General features: G+C 39.0%; 29 protein-coding genes and 3 tRNA genes. 12 read left to right on the top strand and 20 right to left on the bottom strand.

Annotated elements, in window-relative coordinates:
- Position 1 precedes the first annotated feature (1 nt).
- Positions 2–1423, top strand: coding sequence for a polynucleotide adenylyltransferase PcnB (pcnB, locus tag HKX39_RS02800; protein WP_171679777.1), 1422 nt, complete (start codon positions 2–4; stop codon positions 1421–1423).
- Positions 1424–1506: 83 nt separating this feature from the next.
- Here the strand turns inward: pcnB and HKX39_RS02795 are convergent, their stop codons facing one another.
- Positions 1507–2484: a 5'-nucleotidase gene (locus HKX39_RS02795; protein WP_171679776.1), complete on the bottom strand. Its 978-nt coding sequence runs from the start codon at positions 2482–2484 to the stop codon at positions 1507–1509.
- A gap of 129 nt (positions 2485–2613) precedes the next feature.
- Between HKX39_RS02795 and folK (HKX39_RS02790) the strand changes: the two genes are divergently transcribed.
- Positions 2614–3129 (top strand): 2-amino-4-hydroxy-6-hydroxymethyldihydropteridine diphosphokinase, encoded by a 516-nt coding sequence (folK, locus tag HKX39_RS02790; protein WP_216605018.1) that lies wholly within the window; start codon positions 2614–2616, stop codon positions 3127–3129.
- A gap of 17 nt (positions 3130–3146) precedes the next feature.
- Here folK (HKX39_RS02790) and HKX39_RS02785 read toward each other — a convergent pair whose 3' ends face one another.
- The gene (locus HKX39_RS02785) at positions 3147–3287 is read right to left on the bottom strand and encodes a hypothetical protein (protein WP_171679775.1); all 141 of its coding nucleotides are present in this window, start codon (positions 3285–3287) and stop codon (positions 3147–3149) included.
- Between HKX39_RS02785 and HKX39_RS02780 the strand changes: the two genes are divergently transcribed.
- Positions 3287–3922 (top strand): hypothetical protein, encoded by a 636-nt coding sequence (locus HKX39_RS02780; protein WP_171679774.1) that lies wholly within the window; start codon positions 3287–3289, stop codon positions 3920–3922. The genes HKX39_RS02785 and HKX39_RS02780 overlap by 1 nt on opposite strands.
- A gap of 11 nt (positions 3923–3933) precedes the next feature.
- Positions 3934–4401 carry a hypothetical protein gene (locus HKX39_RS02775; protein ID WP_171679773.1) on the top strand — a complete coding sequence of 156 codons (468 nt, stop codon included), beginning with the start codon at positions 3934–3936 and terminating at the stop codon, positions 4399–4401.
- 170 nt (positions 4402–4571) lie between these two features.
- Here HKX39_RS02775 and HKX39_RS02770 read toward each other — a convergent pair whose 3' ends face one another.
- From HKX39_RS02770 to HKX39_RS02750, 5 genes are all read right to left on the bottom strand, one after another.
- Positions 4572–5048, bottom strand: coding sequence for a hypothetical protein (locus HKX39_RS02770; protein ID WP_171679772.1), 477 nt, complete (start codon positions 5046–5048; stop codon positions 4572–4574).
- A gap of 69 nt (positions 5049–5117) precedes the next feature.
- Positions 5118–5507 (bottom strand): hypothetical protein, encoded by a 390-nt coding sequence (locus HKX39_RS02765; RefSeq protein ID WP_171679771.1) that lies wholly within the window; start codon positions 5505–5507, stop codon positions 5118–5120.
- Entirely contained in the window at positions 5497–5679 is a 183-nt protein-coding gene (locus HKX39_RS02760; RefSeq protein WP_171679770.1) for a hypothetical protein, read from the bottom strand. The genes HKX39_RS02765 and HKX39_RS02760 overlap by 11 nt, the downstream gene beginning before the upstream one ends.
- The gene (locus tag HKX39_RS02755) at positions 5676–6182 is read right to left on the bottom strand and encodes a hypothetical protein (protein ID WP_171679769.1); all 507 of its coding nucleotides are present in this window, start codon (positions 6180–6182) and stop codon (positions 5676–5678) included. The genes HKX39_RS02760 and HKX39_RS02755 overlap by 4 nt, the downstream gene beginning before the upstream one ends.
- A complete protein-coding gene (locus tag HKX39_RS02750; RefSeq protein ID WP_171679768.1) occupies positions 6175–6774 on the bottom strand; it encodes a type IV secretion protein Rhs in 600 nt (199 codons plus the stop codon). Before HKX39_RS02750 ends, HKX39_RS02755 begins: the two co-directional genes overlap by 8 nt.
- Positions 6775–6833: 59 nt before the next feature.
- Here HKX39_RS02750 and HKX39_RS10720 point away from each other — a divergent pair, with 59 nt between their 5' ends.
- On the top strand, positions 6834–6965 hold the full coding sequence (locus HKX39_RS10720) for a hypothetical protein (RefSeq protein WP_281356425.1): 132 nt from the start codon (positions 6834–6836) through the stop codon (positions 6963–6965).
- Here HKX39_RS10720 and HKX39_RS02745 read toward each other — a convergent pair.
- The gene (locus HKX39_RS02745; protein ID WP_246226003.1) at positions 6962–7165 is read right to left on the bottom strand and encodes a HipA N-terminal domain-containing protein; all 204 of its coding nucleotides are present in this window, start codon (positions 7163–7165) and stop codon (positions 6962–6964) included. The two genes, HKX39_RS10720 and HKX39_RS02745, sit on opposite strands and share 4 nt — an antisense overlap.
- Complete coding sequence (locus tag HKX39_RS02740; protein WP_171679766.1) at positions 7165–7425, bottom strand: helix-turn-helix domain-containing protein; 261 nt, start codon at positions 7423–7425, stop codon at positions 7165–7167. The genes HKX39_RS02745 and HKX39_RS02740 overlap by 1 nt, the downstream gene beginning before the upstream one ends.
- A 128-nt stretch (positions 7426–7553) precedes the next feature.
- Between HKX39_RS02740 and folK (HKX39_RS02735) the strand changes: the two genes are divergently transcribed.
- Positions 7554–8069: a 2-amino-4-hydroxy-6-hydroxymethyldihydropteridine diphosphokinase gene (gene folK / locus HKX39_RS02735; protein ID WP_171679765.1), complete on the top strand. Its 516-nt coding sequence runs from the start codon at positions 7554–7556 to the stop codon at positions 8067–8069.
- Here folK (HKX39_RS02735) and HKX39_RS02730 read toward each other — a convergent pair.
- Positions 8062–10140 (bottom strand): AAA family ATPase, encoded by a 2079-nt coding sequence (locus tag HKX39_RS02730; protein WP_171679764.1) that lies wholly within the window; start codon positions 10138–10140, stop codon positions 8062–8064. The two genes, folK (HKX39_RS02735) and HKX39_RS02730, sit on opposite strands and share 8 nt — an antisense overlap.
- Positions 10141–10350: 210 nt before the next feature.
- Between HKX39_RS02730 and HKX39_RS02725 the strand changes: the two genes are divergently transcribed.
- Positions 10351–10596: a type II toxin-antitoxin system Phd/YefM family antitoxin gene (locus HKX39_RS02725; protein WP_171679763.1), complete on the top strand. Its 246-nt coding sequence runs from the start codon at positions 10351–10353 to the stop codon at positions 10594–10596.
- Positions 10593–10979, top strand: coding sequence for a type II toxin-antitoxin system VapC family toxin (locus HKX39_RS02720; protein ID WP_171679762.1), 387 nt, complete (start codon positions 10593–10595; stop codon positions 10977–10979). The genes HKX39_RS02725 and HKX39_RS02720 overlap by 4 nt, the downstream gene beginning before the upstream one ends.
- Positions 10980–10991: 12 nt before the next feature.
- Here HKX39_RS02720 and HKX39_RS02715 read toward each other — a convergent pair whose 3' ends face one another.
- The 8 genes from HKX39_RS02715 to HKX39_RS02680 all read right to left on the bottom strand — a co-directional run bounded on the left by HKX39_RS02715 (position 10992) and on the right by HKX39_RS02680 (position 17130).
- Positions 10992–11957 (bottom strand): helix-turn-helix transcriptional regulator, encoded by a 966-nt coding sequence (locus HKX39_RS02715; RefSeq protein WP_171679761.1) that lies wholly within the window; start codon positions 11955–11957, stop codon positions 10992–10994.
- A gap of 16 nt (positions 11958–11973) precedes the next feature.
- Positions 11974–12525, bottom strand: coding sequence for a macro domain-containing protein (locus tag HKX39_RS02710; RefSeq protein ID WP_171679760.1), 552 nt, complete (start codon positions 12523–12525; stop codon positions 11974–11976).
- 79 nt (positions 12526–12604) lie between these two features.
- Positions 12605–14758: a GmrSD restriction endonuclease domain-containing protein gene (locus HKX39_RS02705; RefSeq protein WP_171679759.1), complete on the bottom strand. Its 2154-nt coding sequence runs from the start codon at positions 14756–14758 to the stop codon at positions 12605–12607.
- Positions 14759–14770: 12 nt separating this feature from the next.
- Positions 14771–16342: a DUF262 domain-containing protein gene (locus HKX39_RS02700; RefSeq protein WP_171679758.1), complete on the bottom strand. Its 1572-nt coding sequence runs from the start codon at positions 16340–16342 to the stop codon at positions 14771–14773.
- A 56-nt stretch (positions 16343–16398) separates the two neighbouring features.
- On the bottom strand, positions 16399–16746 hold the full coding sequence (locus HKX39_RS02695; protein ID WP_171679757.1) for a rhodanese-like domain-containing protein: 348 nt from the start codon (positions 16744–16746) through the stop codon (positions 16399–16401).
- A gap of 86 nt (positions 16747–16832) precedes the next feature.
- Positions 16833–16909: transfer RNA gene (locus tag HKX39_RS02690), tRNA-Pro, on the bottom strand.
- Positions 16910–16925: 16 nt separating this feature from the next.
- Positions 16926–17016 (bottom strand) — tRNA-Ser (locus HKX39_RS02685).
- 26 nt (positions 17017–17042) lie between these two features.
- A tRNA-Leu gene (locus HKX39_RS02680) sits at positions 17043–17130 on the bottom strand.
- Positions 17131–17504: 374 nt separating this feature from the next.
- On the opposite strand from HKX39_RS02680, the gene HKX39_RS02675 reads away from it, so the two are divergent.
- The 3 genes from HKX39_RS02675 (at position 17505) to HKX39_RS02665 (ending at position 19645) form a co-directional block, all read left to right on the top strand.
- Positions 17505–18074 (top strand): NUDIX hydrolase, encoded by a 570-nt coding sequence (locus tag HKX39_RS02675; RefSeq protein WP_171679756.1) that lies wholly within the window; start codon positions 17505–17507, stop codon positions 18072–18074.
- Between the two features lie 29 nt (positions 18075–18103).
- Positions 18104–18847 (top strand): leucyl/phenylalanyl-tRNA--protein transferase, encoded by a 744-nt coding sequence (gene aat / locus HKX39_RS02670; RefSeq protein WP_171679755.1) that lies wholly within the window; start codon positions 18104–18106, stop codon positions 18845–18847.
- Between the two features lie 72 nt (positions 18848–18919).
- Positions 18920–19645: an arginyltransferase gene (locus HKX39_RS02665; RefSeq protein ID WP_171679754.1), complete on the top strand. Its 726-nt coding sequence runs from the start codon at positions 18920–18922 to the stop codon at positions 19643–19645.
- 64 nt (positions 19646–19709) lie between these two features.
- Here the strand turns inward: HKX39_RS02665 and HKX39_RS02660 are convergent, their stop codons facing one another.
- Positions 19710–20663, bottom strand: a complete 954-nt coding sequence (locus tag HKX39_RS02660; RefSeq protein WP_171679753.1) for a GlxA family transcriptional regulator — start codon at positions 20661–20663, stop codon at positions 19710–19712.
- A 101-nt stretch (positions 20664–20764) separates the two neighbouring features.
- On the opposite strand from HKX39_RS02660, the gene HKX39_RS02655 reads away from it, so the two are divergent.
- The gene (locus tag HKX39_RS02655; RefSeq protein WP_171679752.1) at positions 20765–21265 is read left to right on the top strand and encodes a cysteine hydrolase family protein; all 501 of its coding nucleotides are present in this window, start codon (positions 20765–20767) and stop codon (positions 21263–21265) included.
- Positions 21266–21334: 69 nt separating this feature from the next.
- Here the strand turns inward: HKX39_RS02655 and HKX39_RS02650 are convergent, their stop codons facing one another.
- Entirely contained in the window at positions 21335–21592 is a 258-nt protein-coding gene (locus tag HKX39_RS02650; RefSeq protein WP_171679751.1) for a LysR substrate-binding domain-containing protein, read from the bottom strand.
- Positions 21593–21702: the final 110 nt, after the last annotated feature.

Raw genomic sequence — 21702 nt, 5'->3', positions numbered from 1 at the left:
TATGTTAAAGAAAACCTTTACTCAATATGTTGCTCGACTATTCTCAGGAAAAAAGTCTGCAACAAGCCCTAAGGTTTATACGCAACGAGAGCATCAAATTGACTTACGTCTTGTCTCTCGCAATGCGATTAAAGTCTGCGAAGTCCTTCAAGATAAAGGCTATCAAGCCTATATTGTTGGCGGTGCTGTTCGCGATTTAATTTTAGGACACGAGCCCAAAGATTTTGACGTGGCGACCAATGCCACCCCCGAAAAAGTGCGCTCACTTTTCCGTCGCGCGCGCATCATTGGTAGACGCTTCCGTCTTGTTCATGTCGTCTTTGGCTCAGAAATTATTGAAACATCCACTTTCCGTGCGGCTGGTGAACAAATCACGGATGAACAAGGACGCATTCTCAATGATAATGTGTTTGGCGATATAAAAAGCGATGCAGAACGCCGTGATTTTACGCTCAATGCCCTTTATTATGACCCTGTTAAACAAGAAGTCATTGACTATCATAATGGTGTCAATGATTTACGCCGACGTATTGTCCGCATCATTGGCGATGCTGAAAAACGTTATCGTGAAGATCCTGTGCGTATGCTACGCGCTGTACGTTTTGCCTCAAAATTAGATGCCACACTCGAGAAAGACACTCATCTGCCTATCAAGTCATTGTCGCATTTGATTTCCAATGTACCCGACTCACGTCTTTTTGACGAAACGTTTAAATTGCTGACGTGTGGCAATGCCATGACATGCCTACAGCAATTACGTGCCGAAGGTTTGCATCAAGGAGTATTACCTCTATTAGATATTGTTCTCAAACAAGCCGGTGGTCAAGAGTTCATTGAATTAACCTTAGCACGCACAGACCACCGTATTCGTAGCAATAAACACGTCAGCGCAAGCTTCCTCTACGCCGCATTGCTATGGCCTCTGGTACAAGCTTATCAAAAAGAAGAATTCAGAAAAAATCCTGATATTCCTCCCGTCCCTGCGCTTGTAAATGCCACGAATCGCGTATTAGATGAGCAAGTACAAAAGCTAGCACTACAAAAACGTCATAGCGCCGAAATGCGTGAGATATGGTTAATGCAACCTCGTTTTGCCAAGCGCAGCCCTCGCTTTATCTGGCGTATGATTGAGCAACCTTATTTCCGTGCCGCTTGCGACTTTCTACAAATCCGTGCGGCTAGCCATGAATTCGATAGCGTATTAGCCCAATGGTGGATGGATCTCGCCAATGCATCAGACGGTGAAAAAGCCACGATGGTGAATGAATTAGGTAAAGCGAGTTCAGGCACAAAAGGCAAACGACCCACTGCCAATACAGAAGACTCAAATAGCCCAGCTAAACGCAAACGTCGTACTCGTCGTCGTTCGAGTAAAAAGAAATGGGCAGATGCCGTAGACGCAAGTATTAAAGAAAAAGTTTAATGATTAAAATCATAACTCCATAAAGAAAGGATTTTTTATGGAGTTATTTCTCTCATCAAACCTCTGAAGAACCTTCCTATAAACTACTTCTTACTTCTCTTTATTATTTTCTTTTGAGGCTGACTGATTGTTTTTTGATTTCTATTCGTAATACCAAAAGGAATATGTACTGAAGGCACCACTTCGCTTGTCGATTTTAAATGACCTGTTTGATCATCAAAAAAGATATGCGGTTTCAAAACATTCAATACTCTCTTCTTATCAATCCCACCCAAGAAGAAAGCATCATTCACCATCACTCCCCACTGTTTTAACGTATTCATTGCTCGCTTATGTGAGGGAGCATTACGTGCTGTAACCACAGACACACGGATACGGTTTTTATAATTAGGATTCTTTTTCTTATATTGCTCTTCTACTTTCTGGATTTTAGTAATACGAACCAGTAACTCTTTTAAAGGACCAGGGTCATGAGCCTGCATGACATTCTTAATCTCATGCTCATGAAACTTATCCAAACCTGATGTTTGCATAACAATCTCTGACTCATCACTCGCTAAAACACCGTCAAAGTCAAAAGCAATCCTCAACTCTACATCATCTTCATCATCATTAAATTGAGATCTTAATACATGTCCAGCAGGAAAGCCTTTCGCTATTGCTGCATCAACATCATCTTTATTTGCAGACAAAAATAACGCTATGTTTAAAGCGGGAATGTAATGATAGGGAGATTTCCCTTGTGTAAAAATAGCTCTGGTAATATTTAATTTGTAATGCTGAATAGATTCCATCACTCGCAATCCTGTATCAGGATCATTTTGCGATAATAAAACAACTTCAACCAATGGATTTTTATAATCCAAATCATTAAGTGACAACAATCGCTTAATAAAAGGAAAAGCTATCCCTTTAGGCAAAGGATTAGACATCTGCTCTTCTTGAAAATGTCTATACTGCTCCTCACCCTTTTCCCTAAATACCTTATCCGACTCCGTTAAATCAAATACTGCACTTGACGCTACACCGATGACCAATCTATTTTCTAATTGATATGCCATAAGAAACACCCTACACGCTTTACTACCATAGTACCGATTATCCAATCGCTTTTATCCTTTATAAAGGATAAAATACAATTCATCCCCCGCAATAGATAATCCCACGACAACATATTTTCTCTTAATAAGATGATAAACAAAGCATACATTGGTCTAGGCTCCAATCTAGGCGAATCAGAGAATTTCTTAGCACTTGCCCTTGCCGACTTACGCCAAGCAACTGCCATTACAACGGTGCAATGCTCTAGCTTCTATCGTAGCTCCCCCGTCGATAGTAGCGGTCCTGATTATGTCAATGCGGTGGCTTTTATTGAGACCACCTTAAGCTCAATGGCGTTACTGCAACTTTTACAAAAAATAGAATTAGCGCATGGACGCGAGCGCCCCTATCGTAACGCACCACGCACCTTAGATTTAGATGTATTACTTTTTAATGATGACGTGAGCCAAGACCCCGTACTGACTTTACCTCACCCACGTATGCACCTACGTGCTTTTGTCTTAGAACCTTTGCAAGAACTGGTTCAACAACGTGCTCAACTTCCTACACAAGAAACAACCACAGACCCCTTTATCCCTTGGGATTTGACAGCGTGTATCACCGAAGCACGAGAGACTGGGCAATACGTTGAGCGTATTGTCTAGACGTATATCCTCAAGCATTAAAATATGATGTAAGCTGCTTGGGTGAGAATACTGATTTGTTGATCGATATCTTGGATTTGCTTAAGTAAAGCTTGCTTGTGTTTATTTAGGAGGTTGATTTTGTTGACGATACCGCTTGTGACATGAGATTGAGCCATTGATATTCTCTCAGGTGGTACAAGCCGAGGAAAAAGCCTTGATGAATCTACAACAAGCCGATTTTGGTGATATTATTAATGATTTGGTAGAGCAAGGTTGGTTTGTCAAAAATGGCAACGAAGAGATTGATGAGATTTGGCGAGATGATGATGTCTTAACGATGGATAAAATTAAGGTGAATAGAAGACATCATTTGAATCCAGAAGGTCGCATTAAAATCCTCTCACCTGATTATCCCAAAATCGCCACTAAGCTGATGCTTGATATCATGACAGAGGTTGGGGTTAATCGTAATTATAATCTGGATACATACCATGCTGATACAATCAAAGAGCCTTATTTCCAAGAGTTTTCAAAAGAATTGATTGGCAAAGCTTGGGAAAAATACCAAGACTACAAAACCAACAAAACCCAATACTTTGTCGGTAGTGATATTGTCAATAACGCCCAACACACCATGACCTGCTATGTTGATATCAAAGACCAACCGTTAAGACACATACTCTATCACGACTACCTACACTGGTGTAGTAGCATGAAAAGAGACTCAGCCAGTCTTTTACTCACCTATGTCAGCGTGCCACAAATCAATCCACAAACTAACCAGTTTTATCGAACCGTCTATCAAGGCTAAGGAGTAACCTTATGAAACCATTTAATATCTGTCTTAGTATCATAATCGCATTAACCTCCCTAACCCTCACCGCCTGTGATCCCTTAAAGGGCTATGGTCAAGAAGCAGGGGCAGGTGGAAGCAAACGCAGTGGACTTCAAAATGCTCGAGGGGGTGATGTATGGGGTTGTCAGGGTGAACAAATCTCAGGTTTGGGGTTTTTAGATAGGTATGGCTTACCCCGTGAAATCGGCGGTAACTTTATCTGCGATGGTGATACCCCAAAACTGCCCAAGGACTGTCAAGGCAAAGAGTTTAGAAGCGAAGCAGAACTGCGTGCCTATTGGGAAAAGTATCAGCTACCTGTGGGATTAATTCATTTTGATTGCACAAGTGGCACCCCACGCATACCAGCAATACAACTAGAGACATGGAAACAGGATGAAAAATACGACCCCACCTGCAAAGACGCTCGTGGTCGTAAACGTCCGTGTGTCTAATGATGAAATAAGTGGCGTGAATAAGTTAAACTTGAACTGTTTATCAACGATTTCATCGTATCAGCTTCAACGTCTATGGCTTTAGTCGTGGTGCAGCCACCGCTTGTATTTGCTTATCATAAATTAATAATATTGGACTGGATACAACAATGAGTTTAAAGTAGCAATCATCATTTTGGTATCCAGTCTTGATTGGTACATTTAAATTGACTGCCAGTTTCCCAAAAATGCGATTTTCTGGCTTTGACCAGTCGTGTTTTTTCTGTTTGGGATTTTAGGACACAAAAGCTTGCCTTGTGATAACGATAAGGGTATTTTTTCATATCTTCGGTGGCGACTTTTATATAGATTTCATAGGGATAATTGTAAATAAATTTATGTGAAATATCATAGCCATAACTGATACAATAACCATTATAATGAAAATTATTTTCTTGTAACGGCAGTAATTTTGGGTCTGCTCCCCCCATATCTCTAAGATAAAAACTACTGATTTTTTTATTAGCATTTAGGCTGAAACAAGGATAATCATCCACCAAAGAAATTACCACTTCGCCATCTTCTTTACTAAGATTAACAAATGAATTAGCATAAGCCATTGAAAGAGAAGATAGCGCCATTAAAATAATAAAAAACTTATACATCATTGTGTTTTGGTAAAAGTGCCGCATTTTTTGGATTCCTATCAAATTTAGAAAGATACTCATAAGCATTGGCTACTGGATAACCATCATGATGTATATAATTTCTATTTTAACTTTATCATAGTCAATGCTGTCTTTAAATATCGGCATGACAAGCTTACGCTCATTTGCGGTAAGTCCTCTATATTTACCAAAAATAAGTTGCAATATTTTCTTTGAAATGCCAATCAGCGAACTGGTGAGTAAGGTGGGCTGACTTTGGTATTGACTGATGGGCAAATCATACATGGCAATTTCTGCGCTTGCACTACAACAGTCCCCTTGGAAAGGGGGTATAAGTACAGGATAACTGATTTCCACCAATGCCAAAGCGGTATCTGCCTGTATGCGCTCTGTACAACCCTCATCACAAGTTACCCCCTTAATGATAGAGCCATCTGAAAATTTTAGTTCATATACCATGCCTGTTCAGCAATGTACCATCTTCACTTTGCAGGACAAACTGTTCATCAAACAAAGGTGCGGTAGAATCGGTGTTGTCGGAAGCTTTTTGAGCAGTGCCCTTACCTTTTGTTATTTCTACCACAAACTGTGATTGCGAGGCAATGAGTTTGGCGCCACAAGCAGTCATCATTTTGGTATCCAGTCTTGATCGGTGCATTTAAATTGACCGCCAGTTTCCCAAAAATGCGATTTTCTGGCTTTGACCAGTCGTGTTTTTTCTGTTTGGGATTTTAAAATACAAAAGTTGGTAGTAGAATAAAGGTGGCTACTACTTCTATTCCCTTGTATGTCATTTGGGCTGTTTTGTGTATAGGCATTATTATAACCACCGACATACACACTAAATGGAGTATTGTAGGGAAATTTTGTATGATGGTTTGCAGTAATACAAGTGCTTTTGCTAAAGCCAAATTTTTCTTCACCAATTTTATGTGAATAATTGTACTTATAACCATCCACTCCTCTAGAAGCCAATCCAATATGATAAATAGGCTCATTATCCACCAAATAAAAGCAGGGATAATTATTTTTTAGGACAATAAGTATTTTGCCATCATCTTTAGCAAGAGTTGATGCAGAATGAACATAACTAGAGAATAACAATAAAAGTAAATAAAAAAGTATTTTAAACATGATTATCCCTTGGAAGTAGTTGTTTATTAAAAGGATTGTTTTTAAATTCTTTTAAAATGCTCTCAATAAGGGGCATTCCTTTTGTGTATGGATGAGGACTAGGAGAGCTAAAGTTGTTTGTAGTATCTATAAAATAATCTGCAACGATAGAGGCTTGCTGTTCCATATTAAAGTCGGATAAATCTTGATTGGATTGAACTTTGGAAAGATATTCATAAGCTTTATTGTTTATATATCCCCCTTTGAGTGCAATAATAATGCCCTTTAAAAAAGGCGAGTAACCCAATTGGTATTGCCATACATGGGTCATTTCGTGAACAAAAAGATGTTGGATTATATTGGGGTTTATTAAATTCTGAGTCGGATTTGCATAATCTTCTTCGTAAATATCATTGGGGAAATGAATGGTACCAAAGGGTGTCATGGCAGTTTGACTGGGTTGAAAGATTGGGATAAATCGTCCATGATGAATCTTAACTTTATCATAGTCAATGCTGTCATTAAATATCGGCATGACAAGCTTACGCTCATTTGCGGTAAGTCCTCTTATATTTACCAAAAATAAGTTGCAATATTTTCTTTGAAATGCCAATCAGCGAACTGGTGAGTAAGGTGGGCTGACTTTGGCATTGACTGATGGGCAAATCATACATGGCAATTTCTGCGCTTGCACTACAACAGTCCCCTTGGGAAGGGGGTAGTTATTTAAAAAATTATGGCTTACCCCGTGAAATCGGCGGTAACTTTATCTGTGAAAACGGCAAGCCTAAACTGCCCTACTAAGCCCATCGGTAATTTAAAAAATTATAAACAACCGCACCGCGATGAACTTTTTGGGTCAAAAGCAAAGATAACGACAACATACGGCGACGAGGACTATCTAACCAACTATCCTCATAATGAAATTCCGTGTGACCATCACGAGACTTAAACCACTGCCCAATAAGCTCACCATTCATAGCAACGTGTAACACATCCTTCATCACCAAATCTCCTCTCCATTTTCATCTAATCCTGAGGGCAATCCCCCTTTGGGACGAGGTTGAACAACGAGCTCTAACTCAAGCGCATAGAGAATCTTAAAGAATGTTTCTAGTTTAGTGCTATCAGGACTATTCTCGAATGCAGAGATTGTCGCTTGCTTTACAGCCGCAATTTCTGCCAAATCAGATTGTGATAAATTTTTCTCATATCGAAACTCTCTAATGAGATGAGCTAACATTTTTGAGGTTGTCGCTACCATAATAACTTATACCTTTTAGAGGATAATTACCATATTATCCCATATAAAGGATAAAACAATGATTTCCTTGACATACCTCTTTAACTCAAGAAAAATGTCGACTTCCGACAATTCAAGCGAACATCTTCATGACGAATAAAGCATACATTGGTCTAGGCTCCAATCTAGGCGAATCAGAGAATTTCTTAGCGCTTGCCCTTGACGACTTACGCCAGGAAAAAACCATCACAACGGTGAAATGCTCAAGTTTTTATCGTAGCTCTCCTGTCGATAGTAGCGGTCCTGATTATGTCAATGCGGTGGCTTTTATTGAGACCACCTTAAGCTCAATAGCGTTACTGCAACTCTTACAAAAAATAGAATTCGCCCATGGACGCGAGCGCCCCTATCGTAACGCACCACGCACCTTAGATTTAGATGTATTACTTTTTAATGATGACGTGAGCCAAGACCCCGTACTGACTTTACCTCACCCACGTATGCACCTACGTGCTTTTGTCTTAGAACCTTTGCAAGAACTGGTTCAACAACGTGCTCAACTTCCGGCACAAGAAACTGCCACAGACCCCACCATCCCTTGGGATTTGTCAAAATATATCACCGAGGCACGAGGGGCTGGGCAAATCGTTGAACGTATCAAATAAAACCTATTGCCTTCTTCGGCTCAACTTTCTTTAATGCACTCTCTTGCTCTAAAGCACCAAACCACTCATCTACGCTTTCAAATGGACTGAAGATATGCTGTCTAGCTGCTGCCGCAAAATCTCCAGGAGTAAGACCTTTAATAGCCTGCAAACGGCTGACTTGACCACCTTCCAACTCTGGCCACTGCCATAATAAAAGCTGTTGTTGTGCGATTGCCAATACTTGTTCAGGTTTTAAATAATTAAATTTGAGTTTAATATCAAAACGTCTTAATGCAGCCGCATCAATATCTCCCATCAAATTAGTAGAAGCCACAAATACCCCATCGAAACGCTCTAGCTGGGTCAACATTTCATTGACCATCGTGCGTTCCCACTGATGGGTGGCTGTTTCGCGATGATATAAAAAACCATCTACCTCATCCAATACCAAAATACTTTTAGAATGCCTCGCTTGCTCAAAAACACGTGCAATATTTTGCTCAGTTTTTCCAACATAATGATCTAATAAATCTGAAGCTCGTTTTACCAATACTGGCATATTCAATTGTTCGCCTAACCACTTCGCCCATGCTGTTTTTCCTGTCCCTGGAGGACCATAACAACAAATGCGTGCTTTGGGGCGTTGACGCAAACCGTCTGTCAGCTTACGCAAATTGGTATCGCAAGCTATCCAATCCAAGGAATAAGCACAAATATGCTCATCTCTTGTGGCTGCCAAAGGAATAATCTCTCTTTCCCCTCTTGCCTTTAATGTTTGATTTAATAAATCATATACATATTGACTATAATAGTCATTGTGAGGACACATCACTTTTGCCACGGCAAAACTTCTCTGCAACATTGCTGGCGTAATCTCTTTTTGCTTGGCTAAATGATTAATATCCTCGGTTGGTAATTGCTCTGGTGCCATTCGTTGAATTAACTTACGCTTATTATCTAGCGGTAAATCAGGCATTTCTAACACAACATCAAAACGGCGAATAAATGCGACATCCATATCCCTCACATTATTGGAAATCCAAATAACCGGTACGCTATTATGTTCTAAAGACTCATTAATCCACCCCTTATGCGACTGACCTAAAGAATGCTGCAAAGCACTATCTTGAAACACATCTTCAACCTCATCAAAGATAATCACGTTTCGATGCCCATTCATCATATGCTGTGCAAGACATAGATTATTTAGACGCAAACCTGCACTAATATGTTCGCCATTCTCATTGGCCGTATTAACAAAGTACGCAGACATATTCAGTTGTTGTACTAATAACGTAGCAAACTCAGATTTCCCTGTACCTGCTGCACCATAAATTAAAATATTACTTCCTTTTTTCTTCGTCTCATTCACATAAGATAAATAATGTAAGAGTCCCTTTGTCATCTCACTAATATGCGCAAAATCCTTATCTAGTGCCAGCTCACTCACTATATGAGGTCGATGGACACATTTCACCAGCCAATGATCAAAATTAACTAACTCACTATCTAAACTATGAATATCAAAAAGATTATCCCACTCCGTTAAGCTGGTTAAGTCCCCACCAAAACTCAGTCTACTTCCTGTATAAGAAATTAACTGAAATCGACAAAGTGATGACTCTTCTTTTAATGAACGAACAATGTCTTTCCCTTTCACTCTTAGTAAATGTGCCAACGCATCACAACCTATTCTTCTATCATATTTAATAGATACCATATCACTTACCGCTTTTAGGATAGAATCAATGGCGGTATAAACAGATACTCGCAGAATCGCTGATTCAAGATGACTCAAACAGAAAAACTGACTGAGCTGTTGAATGTTACTCTCTAAAATTTTCACTTGCTCATTATGTTGGTAACCATTCTTTTTAAGAAAAAGATAACGTTTTTCTAGTATGGACTTAATCGTAAAAAAATCCTTTCTCTGTTTTTTAGGTTGAAAAATACCCAATGCTTTTAGTACATACTCTTCTTTAGAAATTTTCTCAATAATCTCGTTCGTTTGCTGTAACTCAAATATCATTTGCAAGATTAACCATTCACTGTATGGATATAAATTCTGTTTGCCCACTGAAAAAAACATATGCATTTCCTTTAAGAAAATATATTGAATAATCTCTATTATCTTAGTTTATACGTCAAAATATAACGCATAAAAAAGAGGATAAAAGTGTCCATCAGTAAATCCACGAATATCTATCTCATTGATAGATAAATAAAATTACTTCTAAATACGTTATATCTTCTATGATAAACTAACTATAGTTAGTTTATTTTTAGAGGAAAAGGAAAAATGAAAATGATTAATGTCCATGAAGCAAAAACTCATTTATCCCGTTTAATTGATGAAATCGTCATGTTCGGAGAACCCTTAATCATTGCCAAATCAGGCAAACCTCTCGTCAAAGTTATCCCCTTTGATAACCATCAAAAAACCACTAAACGCATTGGTTTCGCTCCAGAACTAAGCATTCCGGAGGACTTTAATGACATGAATGAAGAAGAAATTTCAGCTTTATTTGAAGGGAAAGAAAAATGAAATTACTACTAGATACCCATCTACTCATATGGGCTGCGAGCGATTCAAAGCATCTCAGTAAAAAAGCTAAAAAATTGCTCAATGATACAGAAAACCAACTCTTCTTTAGTGTGGCTAGCATCTGGGAAATTATAATTAAGAACGAATTAGGTAGAAATGACTTCTCTATTAATGCTACTGCTTTTAGACGTAGTCTCATCGAAAATGACTATATTGAATTGCCCATCCTTGGCAAGCATACGCTAACCTTAGCACAACTGGCTGATATTCACAAAGATCCTTTTGATCGCATCTTATTAGCCCAAAGTATTTCAGAGGGACTAACACTACTCAGCGCTGATAAGAAACTCATCAAATACGGTGCTTATGTACAAGGAGTATAAACTGAAGAGTGATTAATCAAGCACTTCCTCTTTTTCAATATCCCAAATTTCATCACCAAAACTATTTAACCAATCCTCCAGCATCGATGTATCGACCACAGTCGCCTGAAAACGGTAAAAATAGCTTTCTTGCTGTATCACTGTCTGATCTTCTGAAAGACGGCTTTCTAAAAAATAAACAGCTTGCTTGGGTGTCGTAGAAAATCTCAGGCGAATTTGATGACCTGATGTATAACCAAAATGCCCCGCATCGACATATTCTTTAAGATTAAAGTTTTTAGGTCGATGAAATCCAAATGACGTTAAAGTCGCCTGTTTAAAACGATGTAAGGCTAAATGGCGAAAATCCGTATAACCATCAAAGACAACCACCACATACATCAAATGTCCTTGTTGAACGAGTGCTAATGGTGAAACACGATAATTTAATACTCGACCATCAGCTCGCTCATAAACAATATCAACATAACGATTATGAAATAATGCTGATGATAACGTTTCTAAGACGCCTTCTTCAATTGGTGGAGGTAATAAGGGTTGACTGGTCGGTGCAACAATAACCTTATTCAACCATTCTTTTTCCGGCTTATCCAGTGCATCCACATGCAGCTTTTGATGAGCCTGCTCAAAAAATGGTTGCATACTTTGCAATACCTGCTGAGGCAGTAAAGGAGAAAGATTTTTCTTAGCGAGTAAAAAAAGCAAGGACTCTGCCTCATTCATCGTGGGCAAATTTAAACCCACGCTCTGGTATTTCCAACGATAACCATACGGTTTACTTCGATTATCACGCTCAATATCAAAATGCTCACTTAACATTTCCAAATGGCGCTGAATAGTACGTTCAGAACGCTCTATCCCCAAACCAAGAAGATGAGTGCGAATTTCAGCACAAGTCGTCAGCCGATGCTTTGCAATATGACGAAGAATCTCAATCGTCATTAAAGTCGTTTCTAAATTATCCTGTCGTTTACCCATCTATATTCCACTATACTCACTCTACCTGTGACTGTACAAATTGTTGAATCATCACTCTGGCCTGTTGATAATAATGTTCTTTAAAAAATACTAACCGAATTTCTTCGAGTGAATGACACTGAAGACTAGCCTTTTGAATTCCTACTAAAGCGGCTTGCATTGCCAACTCAAATGGGAAACGAAAAACACCCGTACCAATTGCCGGTATGGCTATGCTTTTAAAACCGGCACTATCTGCATAATTTATCACACTGACATAACATTCTGTTAATTCCGGCTGTGCTTGCTCAGAATGCTCTAACCAACGTGGCGCAGAAATATGCACAATGCGCTTGGCTGGCAATCGTCCTGGATTGGTAACGATATACTCACCTATTGCCAAATCTTGATGACCTCTTTGTGCATGTATCTGCTGACACTCTTGATAAATTTCTGCTCCTCCTTGTCGATGAATAGCACCCGCTACACCTAAACCAGGTCGACAAGAGGGATGGATGGAATTGACCATCACATCCACCTCTTGAACCGTAATATCACCCAATAAAATAGACAAATTCACTTTGCTCATGCTATACCTCTCACGATAAAGCGATAGTTTATACAATGATACGACATATTATGTCGGAAAAGTATAGTTCAACTGCTCTCTATTTTTTAAGTTCTTTACGTTCATTTTCCAAAAGTGTCAAAACTTTTTCCTGATGATCAGTAATGTCTTCGTCTGTCCATTGCTTATACATCATCATCAAAGCTTGTTTGGCACTATCAATTCCTTTAGTATGCTCTAACCTTAATAATACCTCTCTCCGCTTCTCTTCTGGAGAGGAGTTGTATAACTTACCATTCTGGTATCCAGAAATCAGACAGAGATTGCCTAAAGAGTGTAATAATTTCTTTTCCCCTTCTTCATCCTTATCCAAAGGCGGTATAGATGCTGGATTCTGTGGATAATAATGCTCAACTGAACTACGATGCTTAAACGTAAAATTTTTAATGGCGTTTTGTAATTTTTCAACAGATCCTTTATCTTCTTGCTTGCTCTTCTCTAGTAGCAAATCTTTCGAGCTTTCATCTTTCTGAAAAGCTTTCCAAATGAGATAATCCAAATAATGAAAAGTGTAATGTGTAATGTTAAGGTACTGAGCATCTTGTAAGTACTGTACAACATCGTCCACATCTGAATATTGTTCTTTAAATAATTCCGCTGCAATTTTCTCTAATTCTTCCTTAAAGGTTTTAACGAAATCTTTATTCAGCATAGTTGCATTATTTAAAAAATCTAAGACCTTTAATAACCATTTCTTGTAGGTCTGTGTATTAAACGAAACATGTAACATAGATTGCAATTGGAGAATAGACTCAATAGACTTTTTTTCCGATTCTTTTAGGAATTCTTTTGAGAATGTTTCTACAGAATAATAGTTATTTTTTGCTGATTTTTTCCATGACCAGATACCCCACTTTTCCTTATCTTCTTTTTCAGTCATTTTAAGGACATAACAGTCAAATAAACATCGCATTTTGAGTAAATGCATAATGAATTCTTTAACTTTTTCTGGTTTATCAAAATGAGGTTTTTCCTTGCGCTTAGGAACTTTCGGAGCATAACTAAACTCTTCTAATAAAAACTTATCATCTAAGCGGATATGGATAGCATTTTCATCCGAAGTATTATTTTTATTTAGATAAATAGACAACACTTGCAATAAAAAATTGGGAAAATTAATCACAGATTGATAACTTCCCTTATCCTCGTCAGGATTTCTCTTATTCTCGTCAGCAGTTACTTGATTTTCCGTATTCTCGCTAATGTCTCCTGTAAAAAGAGTCTTAATGGTTCGCTCAACTTTCTTACTATCATGAGCACTGTTACCACTATCGGCTTCCTCACTTTCACCACTATCTGCACTATTTTGCAATAATTTATGGTTACTGTCCGTGTATATTTTAGCCAACTTATCAAATGTCATTTCGCTTTTCAAAAGACCACTCTCTGAAAAGACTTCTTCTGATGGTGACTTGAGTTTGCTATATAACTGTTGTACAGCAAATCGACTCATATCTGCACAAGAATCCCAAATAAGCGAAAACAATGTTATTTCTGCGTTATTTTTCTCCAAAGCATCCATCATCTTTGCCTTCAAAAGCTCCTGCGCTTCTAGCTGCACTCCTCGTGCATTCATCTTTTCAAAATAATGGTTTTTATCAATATGTGAGGGAAGCTCTGTTCTCAGTAGATAAGCACAATTTTTTTGTTTCAAAGATAAAAAGGCACATAGTTGCTCTTGTTTGTCTTGAGATAACTCTCTCAAAAACTTTTCGATAATACTGACTCCATCAATTAAGCCAGACCTTTCCTTTAACTCGTTCTCTGACTTTTCCTTTAACTTTTCCTCTAACCGCTTATCAATACTTGATGCGTCCAGTTCCTGTGGCGATAAATCTTTTAGTCCATTGAGAATATCTTCCGATGCTTTTCGATGCTCAAACCGCAAATGAAATGATTTCCCATTATAAACATCAGGTAACAATAAACGTAAACACTCATTGAGTAAAAATAATGTCGTTAACCGTTGCTGTCCATCAATCACTTCATAAGTAGCATCTGTTTTTTTCTGTACCACCAATGAACCTAAAAAATAGGCTGTATCACTCTCACTAGTATTCAATAAATCACTTAATAATTGTTGAATTTCAATGTCGATCCACGCATAATTTCGCTGATAAATAGGAATAATATATTTATCACTATAATCATTGAATAAAGTTTTTAAATCAATAAAGCCTAACTGCTTATCCATTTGATTGTTATCCTATGCTAAACCCTTGTCCTTAAAATACTTGGCGATATAGTTAAAAGACTTATCTGTATTCGTCTCATGATTTGCAGTATTATTTTTATCCTTTATTTTTTTCCTAATACTTGCACTATCTACCGTAAATTTCTCAATATCACTGGGCTGTTGTGCATAGTCAATACAACGGATAAATTTCAATAATAACTCCACATTATCCTTACCCATTCTCACTTGCGAATGATGCAAGAGCCTGATTTGGTAAGCATTCACAAAAGCTTTATGCAAAGCAGCGTCTAAACCGTCTTCCCCAAATTTATCATAATAAAGCATGATCGATAACTCAAAAAAATTGCGAAGATTTTTATCTCCCGTCAAACGGTTAATATCATCTTGATTAATAAGGTCATACCAAGTCTTCGCTTTGTCCTTCCCTTGTTGATTAGCAGACGACTTCTCATCTCCCTTCTCATCGTCCTTTTGATGCTGTTGAACATCCCCCGACTTAAAGATAGGTGCTGCTAATAAACCCTCATCTTTCGCAAATAACTTTCGATATTGTTCTCGATAATGTTCAATATATTTAAAAAAATCCTCACCATTAAAAAGCGTTTGGCAAATCTGAAAATTCTTGCCACTCATTGCTTTTAAATAAGGATATTTTTCACGATCTTTAGCATCCAACCCTTTAAAAATATCCAAGTCATCCGTTGTAAACTCAAAAAAATCCATTTCATCACGACGAATTTTACGGAGACGATAGAGTAATGCATTAATAATTTTCGCTAATATCGGTTTACCATCGTTGGTATTACCTTCATCATTCCCCTCTACAGCTCCCTCCCAGTTGGAAACATAGTCTTCTAATAATTTCTTATTTTCATCAATAGCTGGTATCGCACGCAAATGAAAGGCTTTTAAAAGGTCATAAGCTGCTAGTGATTTACCTCGCGCATTTTGTGAATCAAAAAACTGGAATGCCTGACCAAGTGAATTCAGAACAATATAAACAAATTCACATTGGTTTAGAAGATAATTTCTAAAGTCTTTCTTGTCATTCAAACCACCCACACACTCTTTCAAGAATTGACTATTTTCAAGCAGATTGTGCCAACTAATATCCGCTTCAAAATGATGCTCCAGTAAATTTGAAAAATCTTCACCAGACTCTAGTTCTCCCTCTTTCTGTAAAGCCAGCAATAATAAAACTAATGTTACTAAGCGCTGTTGACCGTCAACAATATCGTGCTGAATCTCCTGCGAAGCATTCTGTTCATTTTCACCCTCTGGCTGCTTATTATGATGAATAACTATCGTCCCCAAACGATAAGCCTGGTCTTTATTGTCATCAAATGCTTTTTTTAAATCCAACCATAGCTGACTCACATTATCACGATTCCATTTATAAGGACGTTGATAAAATGGAATTTTCAATTTATGCTTAAAAATATCAGCTAATGTCTTCACCTCAGCAGAAACGACCCCTTCAATTGCAGCCTTATTTGTCATTTTTCCTATGCTCCACCTAGATACTCTTACTTTATTTCGTACAAGCCTATTTTCATTATACAGTCGCCTACGATAAAGCATGACGTAAAAAAACCTCAGTCAATAATAACTGAGGTTGCTGCATTATAACTGATATTTTAACGATAACCTTTGGCCTTTAGCTCTTCATAAGCACCATAATTGACGATATTCTTATAGCCCTTTTGGTGAAGAATCTCCGCTGCCTTACGAGAGCGATTTCCGCTGCGGCAATAGACGTAAATAGGCGCCTCTAAATCGACCGTCACCTTATAAATCTCATCTGCGATGACTTGTACAGGGACATTTACCGCCCCTTCTAAATAACCTTGAGAAAATTCTTCCGGTGTACGTACATCAATCCAAATACCAGCAGGTTTTGATTGCCCTTCTGCCAATACAGGGGCATCAATCGCTTGACCAGAAAATGCACTGGCTACAATCGCCATAACGAATTGACCTAACATTCTTATCCTTGATCTCTGAAAAACCTACAGACGTAAAAAAACCGTCCTCGTGAATAATACTGGACGGTAATTTCAATTTTTAAAAGTGGTCGGGACAGTAGGATTCGAACCTACGACCCTCTGGTCCCAAACCAGATGCGCTACCAGACTGCGCTATGCCCCGACTGCTTTAGAGTGTTTGGCGGAAGCTGTGAGATTCGAACTCACGGAGGGCTACAAACCCTCGCCGGTTTTCAAGACCGGTGCATTCAACCGCTCTGCCAAGCTTCCAATCACGCAACAAACTAAAAAATTAGTGGTGCACTCGGCCGGAATCGAACCGGCACGGGCGTAATGCCCGAGAGATTTTAAGTCTCTTGTGTCTACCTATTTCACCACGAGTGCGTTGTGTGAAGAATATAACTATACAGATTTTGTTATTTTTTGTCTAGTCTTATACCGTCAAAAACCCTTTTTTTACACTTTTGTTTCAAAAAAACAACATAATTCCCAGTCATATATTCGCCATCTATTCCTCCGTTGTTCTCGTTTTAGCTAAAAATTCGCTTATTTTTTAGGCTTTTCTTTCACCTATCACTTTATTCATTTGAGTGATTAACCATAAGAAACATCAAATACCGCTATCAAAAAACAGAGCAATCCGAAAAAATTTTTGTTATTTCATATAGGAAGCGCATCCATATCGACACTCATAGCAAAACATCTTACACACAATCAGCTACAATACAGCTAGGCTAGTAATTAGAATGAGAGGCATTATGACTCAAGACGCATCATTTTATTTTCCTGCTCCTGTCGAGCAAAAATTCTGCACCCAATGTGCAAGCCCTTTGACTCGTATGCAGCCTCCTCTCGATAACCGCCTGCGTGATTGCTGCACCCATTGTGGTGCTGTGCATTATCGTAATCCACTCCTTGTGGTGGGCACGGTGCCAATTTATCAAGGAAAGGTATTGCTTTGCAAACGTGCCATTGAGCCTCGCTATGGAAAATGGACCTTGCCTGCTGGCTTTATGGAGATGTTAGAAAGCACAGATCAAGGCGCTGTCCGAGAAACCATTGAAGAAGCCGGCGCTTCAGTTCAGTTAGGTCAATTATTCACGGTGATTGATGTGCCACGCGTCAGTCAGGTGCATATTTATTATCTGGCTGAGGTGCTTAATCTTGAGTTTAACCCCGGAGAAGAATCACTTGAGGTCAAGCTTTTTGATATCGATGAGATTCCTTGGCAAGAAATTTCTTTTACCACTGTTGAACAAACACTCAAAAAATATATCAAAGATAGACAAACGGGCGTATTTGAAACACATCGCTTTACCCTTGAATAATCTTTACCCTTGAAGAAGACAGGCATTAAATGACTTCGCCACTTATCTTACCTCAGCTAAGTACTGCTAGTACCTCTTTTCCGGATGTTGAAACGGCATTACGTGAACCCGATGGGCTATTAGCATGGGACGGTGATTTAAGCCCTGCTCGTCTTCTCAATGCCTATCAGAACGGCATCTTCCCTTGGTGCTCGGAAGATGAACCTTTACTTTGGTGGTCGCCTTCTCAACGCATGGTGCTCACTTTTGATAATTTACATATATCGCATAGCCTTAAAAAACGCCTTAAAAAAATGCAGCGTGAGCCACAAGGCGCTCTTGAGGTTCGTTTAGATAGTGCTTTTGAAGATGTTATTCGTGCTTGTGCCTCAAAAAAACGTTCTGGTCAACATGGCACATGGATTGCGGAGGACTTTATTCAAGCCTATACCCAATTACATTATCTAGGTTATGCCCATAGTGTCGAAACATGGTGTGATAATCAATTAGTGGGCGGGCTTTATGGCGTGAGCATTGGTAAAATGTTCTATGGCGAATCCATGTTCTCTTATCAGACAGATAGTTCTAAAATCGCCCTTGTTTTTTTAATGTCTTATTTAGCTCAACAGGACGTGTATTTAATTGACTGCCAACAAGATACGCCTCATCTAAGCAGTATGGGTGGGCATTGTATCGCCAGAAAAACATTCAGCGCTCATCTTCAGCGCGTTTGTCCGCTCGCCCCCATACAGTGGCAAAAAGGCTATTTATCTCCTGATATTTTGAAGTTTTAAACGAGCTTAAAAAGCCAGAAAAGCACTCATGATTAAAGTATTTATTAGTCAATATTTTAAATAATTATCTATATGCAAAATCAAGAAAATCTGCAACTTGGTTTATTTCTGACTGCCCCTTATGAATGCAGTTATCTACCTAATAAGACGGCTCGTTCACAAGTAATTGTACAAGCCGAATGGGTCAATACGAGTGTATATGGAGCATTGATTGAGCAAGGATTCCGTCGCAGCGGTATTTCTACCTATCGCCCTCGCTGTGATCAGTGTCAAGCATGTGTTTCTGTCCGTTTATGCGTTGACGACTTTCAGCCCTCCAAAACACAAAAACGTATGTTTAAAAAACATGCTCAAGAACTGGATATCGCCATTATTGAGCAACCCATATTTGAAGCAGAACACTATGCTCTCTACGAACGTTACCAACAACTGCGTCACGCAGAGAAGGCACCCGAAACTACACCTGAAAGTTATGCTGACTTTTTAATTCATTCTTATGTCGATACACAGTTTCTATGCTTTCGAGACAAGCAAGGTATTTTGCGTATGGTGAGTGTCTTTGACCGTGTGCATAATGGGCTATCCGCTGTCTATACGTTTTATGATCCAGAGTACAAAGGCAGTCTAGGTACATTCGCTGTGATGTGTTTGGCTGATTTATGTGTGCAATGGGAACTTCCCTATCTCTATCTTGGCTATTGGGTTAAAGACAGTGAAAAAATGCATTATAAAACTCATTATCAACCGCTAGAATTTTATGCTAAAGATCAATGGTCTAGGCAGGTATTGAATTTTTAGATAAATGTATTTTTACGATGCTAGGATATTTTGGAAAGAGACTGTCTGCTTAGCTAACAAAGACTTATCCGCCAAAACTTTTCCTAAAACTTTGTGGTGATACGCCAAAGCGTGCCTTGAATTGCATTCTAAAATGGCTTGCCGTACCAAAGCCTGTTTGATGGGCGATAACTTCAATGGAAAAATCTGTACTTTCCAACAGCTCTTGGGCAAGGCTTAGGCGTTTGGCGGTCAGCCACTCGGTTAATGTCATGTGCGTGGCGGATTTAAAATGACGATGAAAACTTCTTTTGGATAAATGTACTCGCTCCGCTAATTCATCAAGCGTATGGGGTTTGTCCAAATTATCGCTTAAAAATTGCAATAATTCATTGATTTTTTTATCTTTTGCGTGGCTAATTGGGCTGATAGCATTGAACTGGGCTTGACCGCCTTCACGGTGCGGTGCAGAAACCAAGTTCCGAGCCAACTCATTGGCTACCTTTGCCCCATACAGTGTACGGATAAAATACAAGCAACAATCTAAGCCTGCAAATGCCCCAGCTGATGTCAAAATATTGCCGTCATCAATATAAAGCCGATTGCTATCTAATTGAATATTTTGGAATTTATCCTTAAATGCTCGCTCACCCGCCCAATGCGTCACCACCGTTTTATTCTGCAATATATCCGCAAAAGCCAGCACAAAAGTGCCATAACACAGCCCAATGATTTTTTTACCTTGTGCGTGGGCGGTTTGCAATTTTTGGCATAATTTGGCACTGGGTACATCACCCACAAAGCCACTAATCACTATGATGTCCGCCGTGTTGAGCAGTGACAAATCGCCATTGACCGCAATTTTTGCACCAAATTCGCTGACAATCGCCTTGCCATTGTCGCTACATACCCCAAAATCAAACAGTTTTTGCCCTTGATAAGTGGCTTGAAACAGCGAAAAGGGAATATTAAAAACAAAATCGTTACAGCCGTTTTGGGCGTAAAGGATAAGTTTTGGTGGTTGATGGGTGAAAGTCATTTTGGCAAAATCCTTGCGTTGATTGGCAATATTGCCTGTTTTAGCATAACCAAAAAATGGTTAAAATACACCCATGATTTAGCCGAACTAGGAAAAACCCCATGAAAACCGCTTTATTAATCATTGATGTTCAAAACGAATATTTTGCGTCCGCAGGTGGTCAATTTGACCAGTTTAATGTAGATAACATTGCCAAAGACATCGCCGATTATGCCAAGACTGCCGAGCAAAACGGCACGCTCATTATTGGCGTTCAGCATATCATGGCAAAAGATTATCCGCTGTTTGCCGAAGGTTCGATTGGTGCAGAGTTGCATTCATCGGTCGCAGGCATTTTGGCGGATAAGCCAGTGGTGCAAAAAGTCCACGCCGACAGTTTTTTAAATACCAATCTTGTTGAAATCTTGCAAGAAAATGGTATTGAGCAAGTGGACATTTGCGGTATTATGACCCAAAACTGCGTTACCCATACCGCACTTTCACCTTTTGCCAAAGATTATAAAATCCGTGTATTATCAAGTCTTTGTACCGCACCAACCGAGCTGATTCATCAAATCGCACTTGGGGCATTGGCAGATAGAGGTTGGATTGAAGTTGTTTGAGTTGATAAAAACACCGTTTGGAGAAATTCAGGCGGTGTTTTTGTTTGGGGATTTTGCAAAAATAAGTTTTCAGGTAGCCTGAAACGCCCAACATCTCCCCCCTTCCCATTTTTCCACAAAAAAATCCATCACCGCCTGCACATTCATAGGACGATACGCACTTTGTGGCGTGAGAATAGCAACATAAATATCTGCGTCATCGCTGGAAACAGGCGTATCAGTCAAAATCGGAACGAGTTTGCCTGTTCGTATTTCATCTGCCACCGCCCAATCAGGCATCATCACAATACCCGCTCCACAAATCGCCATTGAACGCAATTTTTGCACCAAATTCGCTCAAAATCACCTTGCCATTATCGCTACATACCCCAAAATCAAACAACTTTTGCCCTTGATAAGTGGCTTGAAACAGCGAAAAGGGAATGTTAAAGACAAAA

It is taken from the genome of Pelistega suis, from assembly GCF_013133795.1.
GTDB classification, from domain to species: Bacteria; Pseudomonadota; Gammaproteobacteria; order Burkholderiales; family Burkholderiaceae_B; genus Taylorella; species Taylorella suis.
The sequence above is the reverse complement of the archived record's forward strand: the minus strand, read 5'-3'. Positions and strand labels throughout refer to the sequence as shown.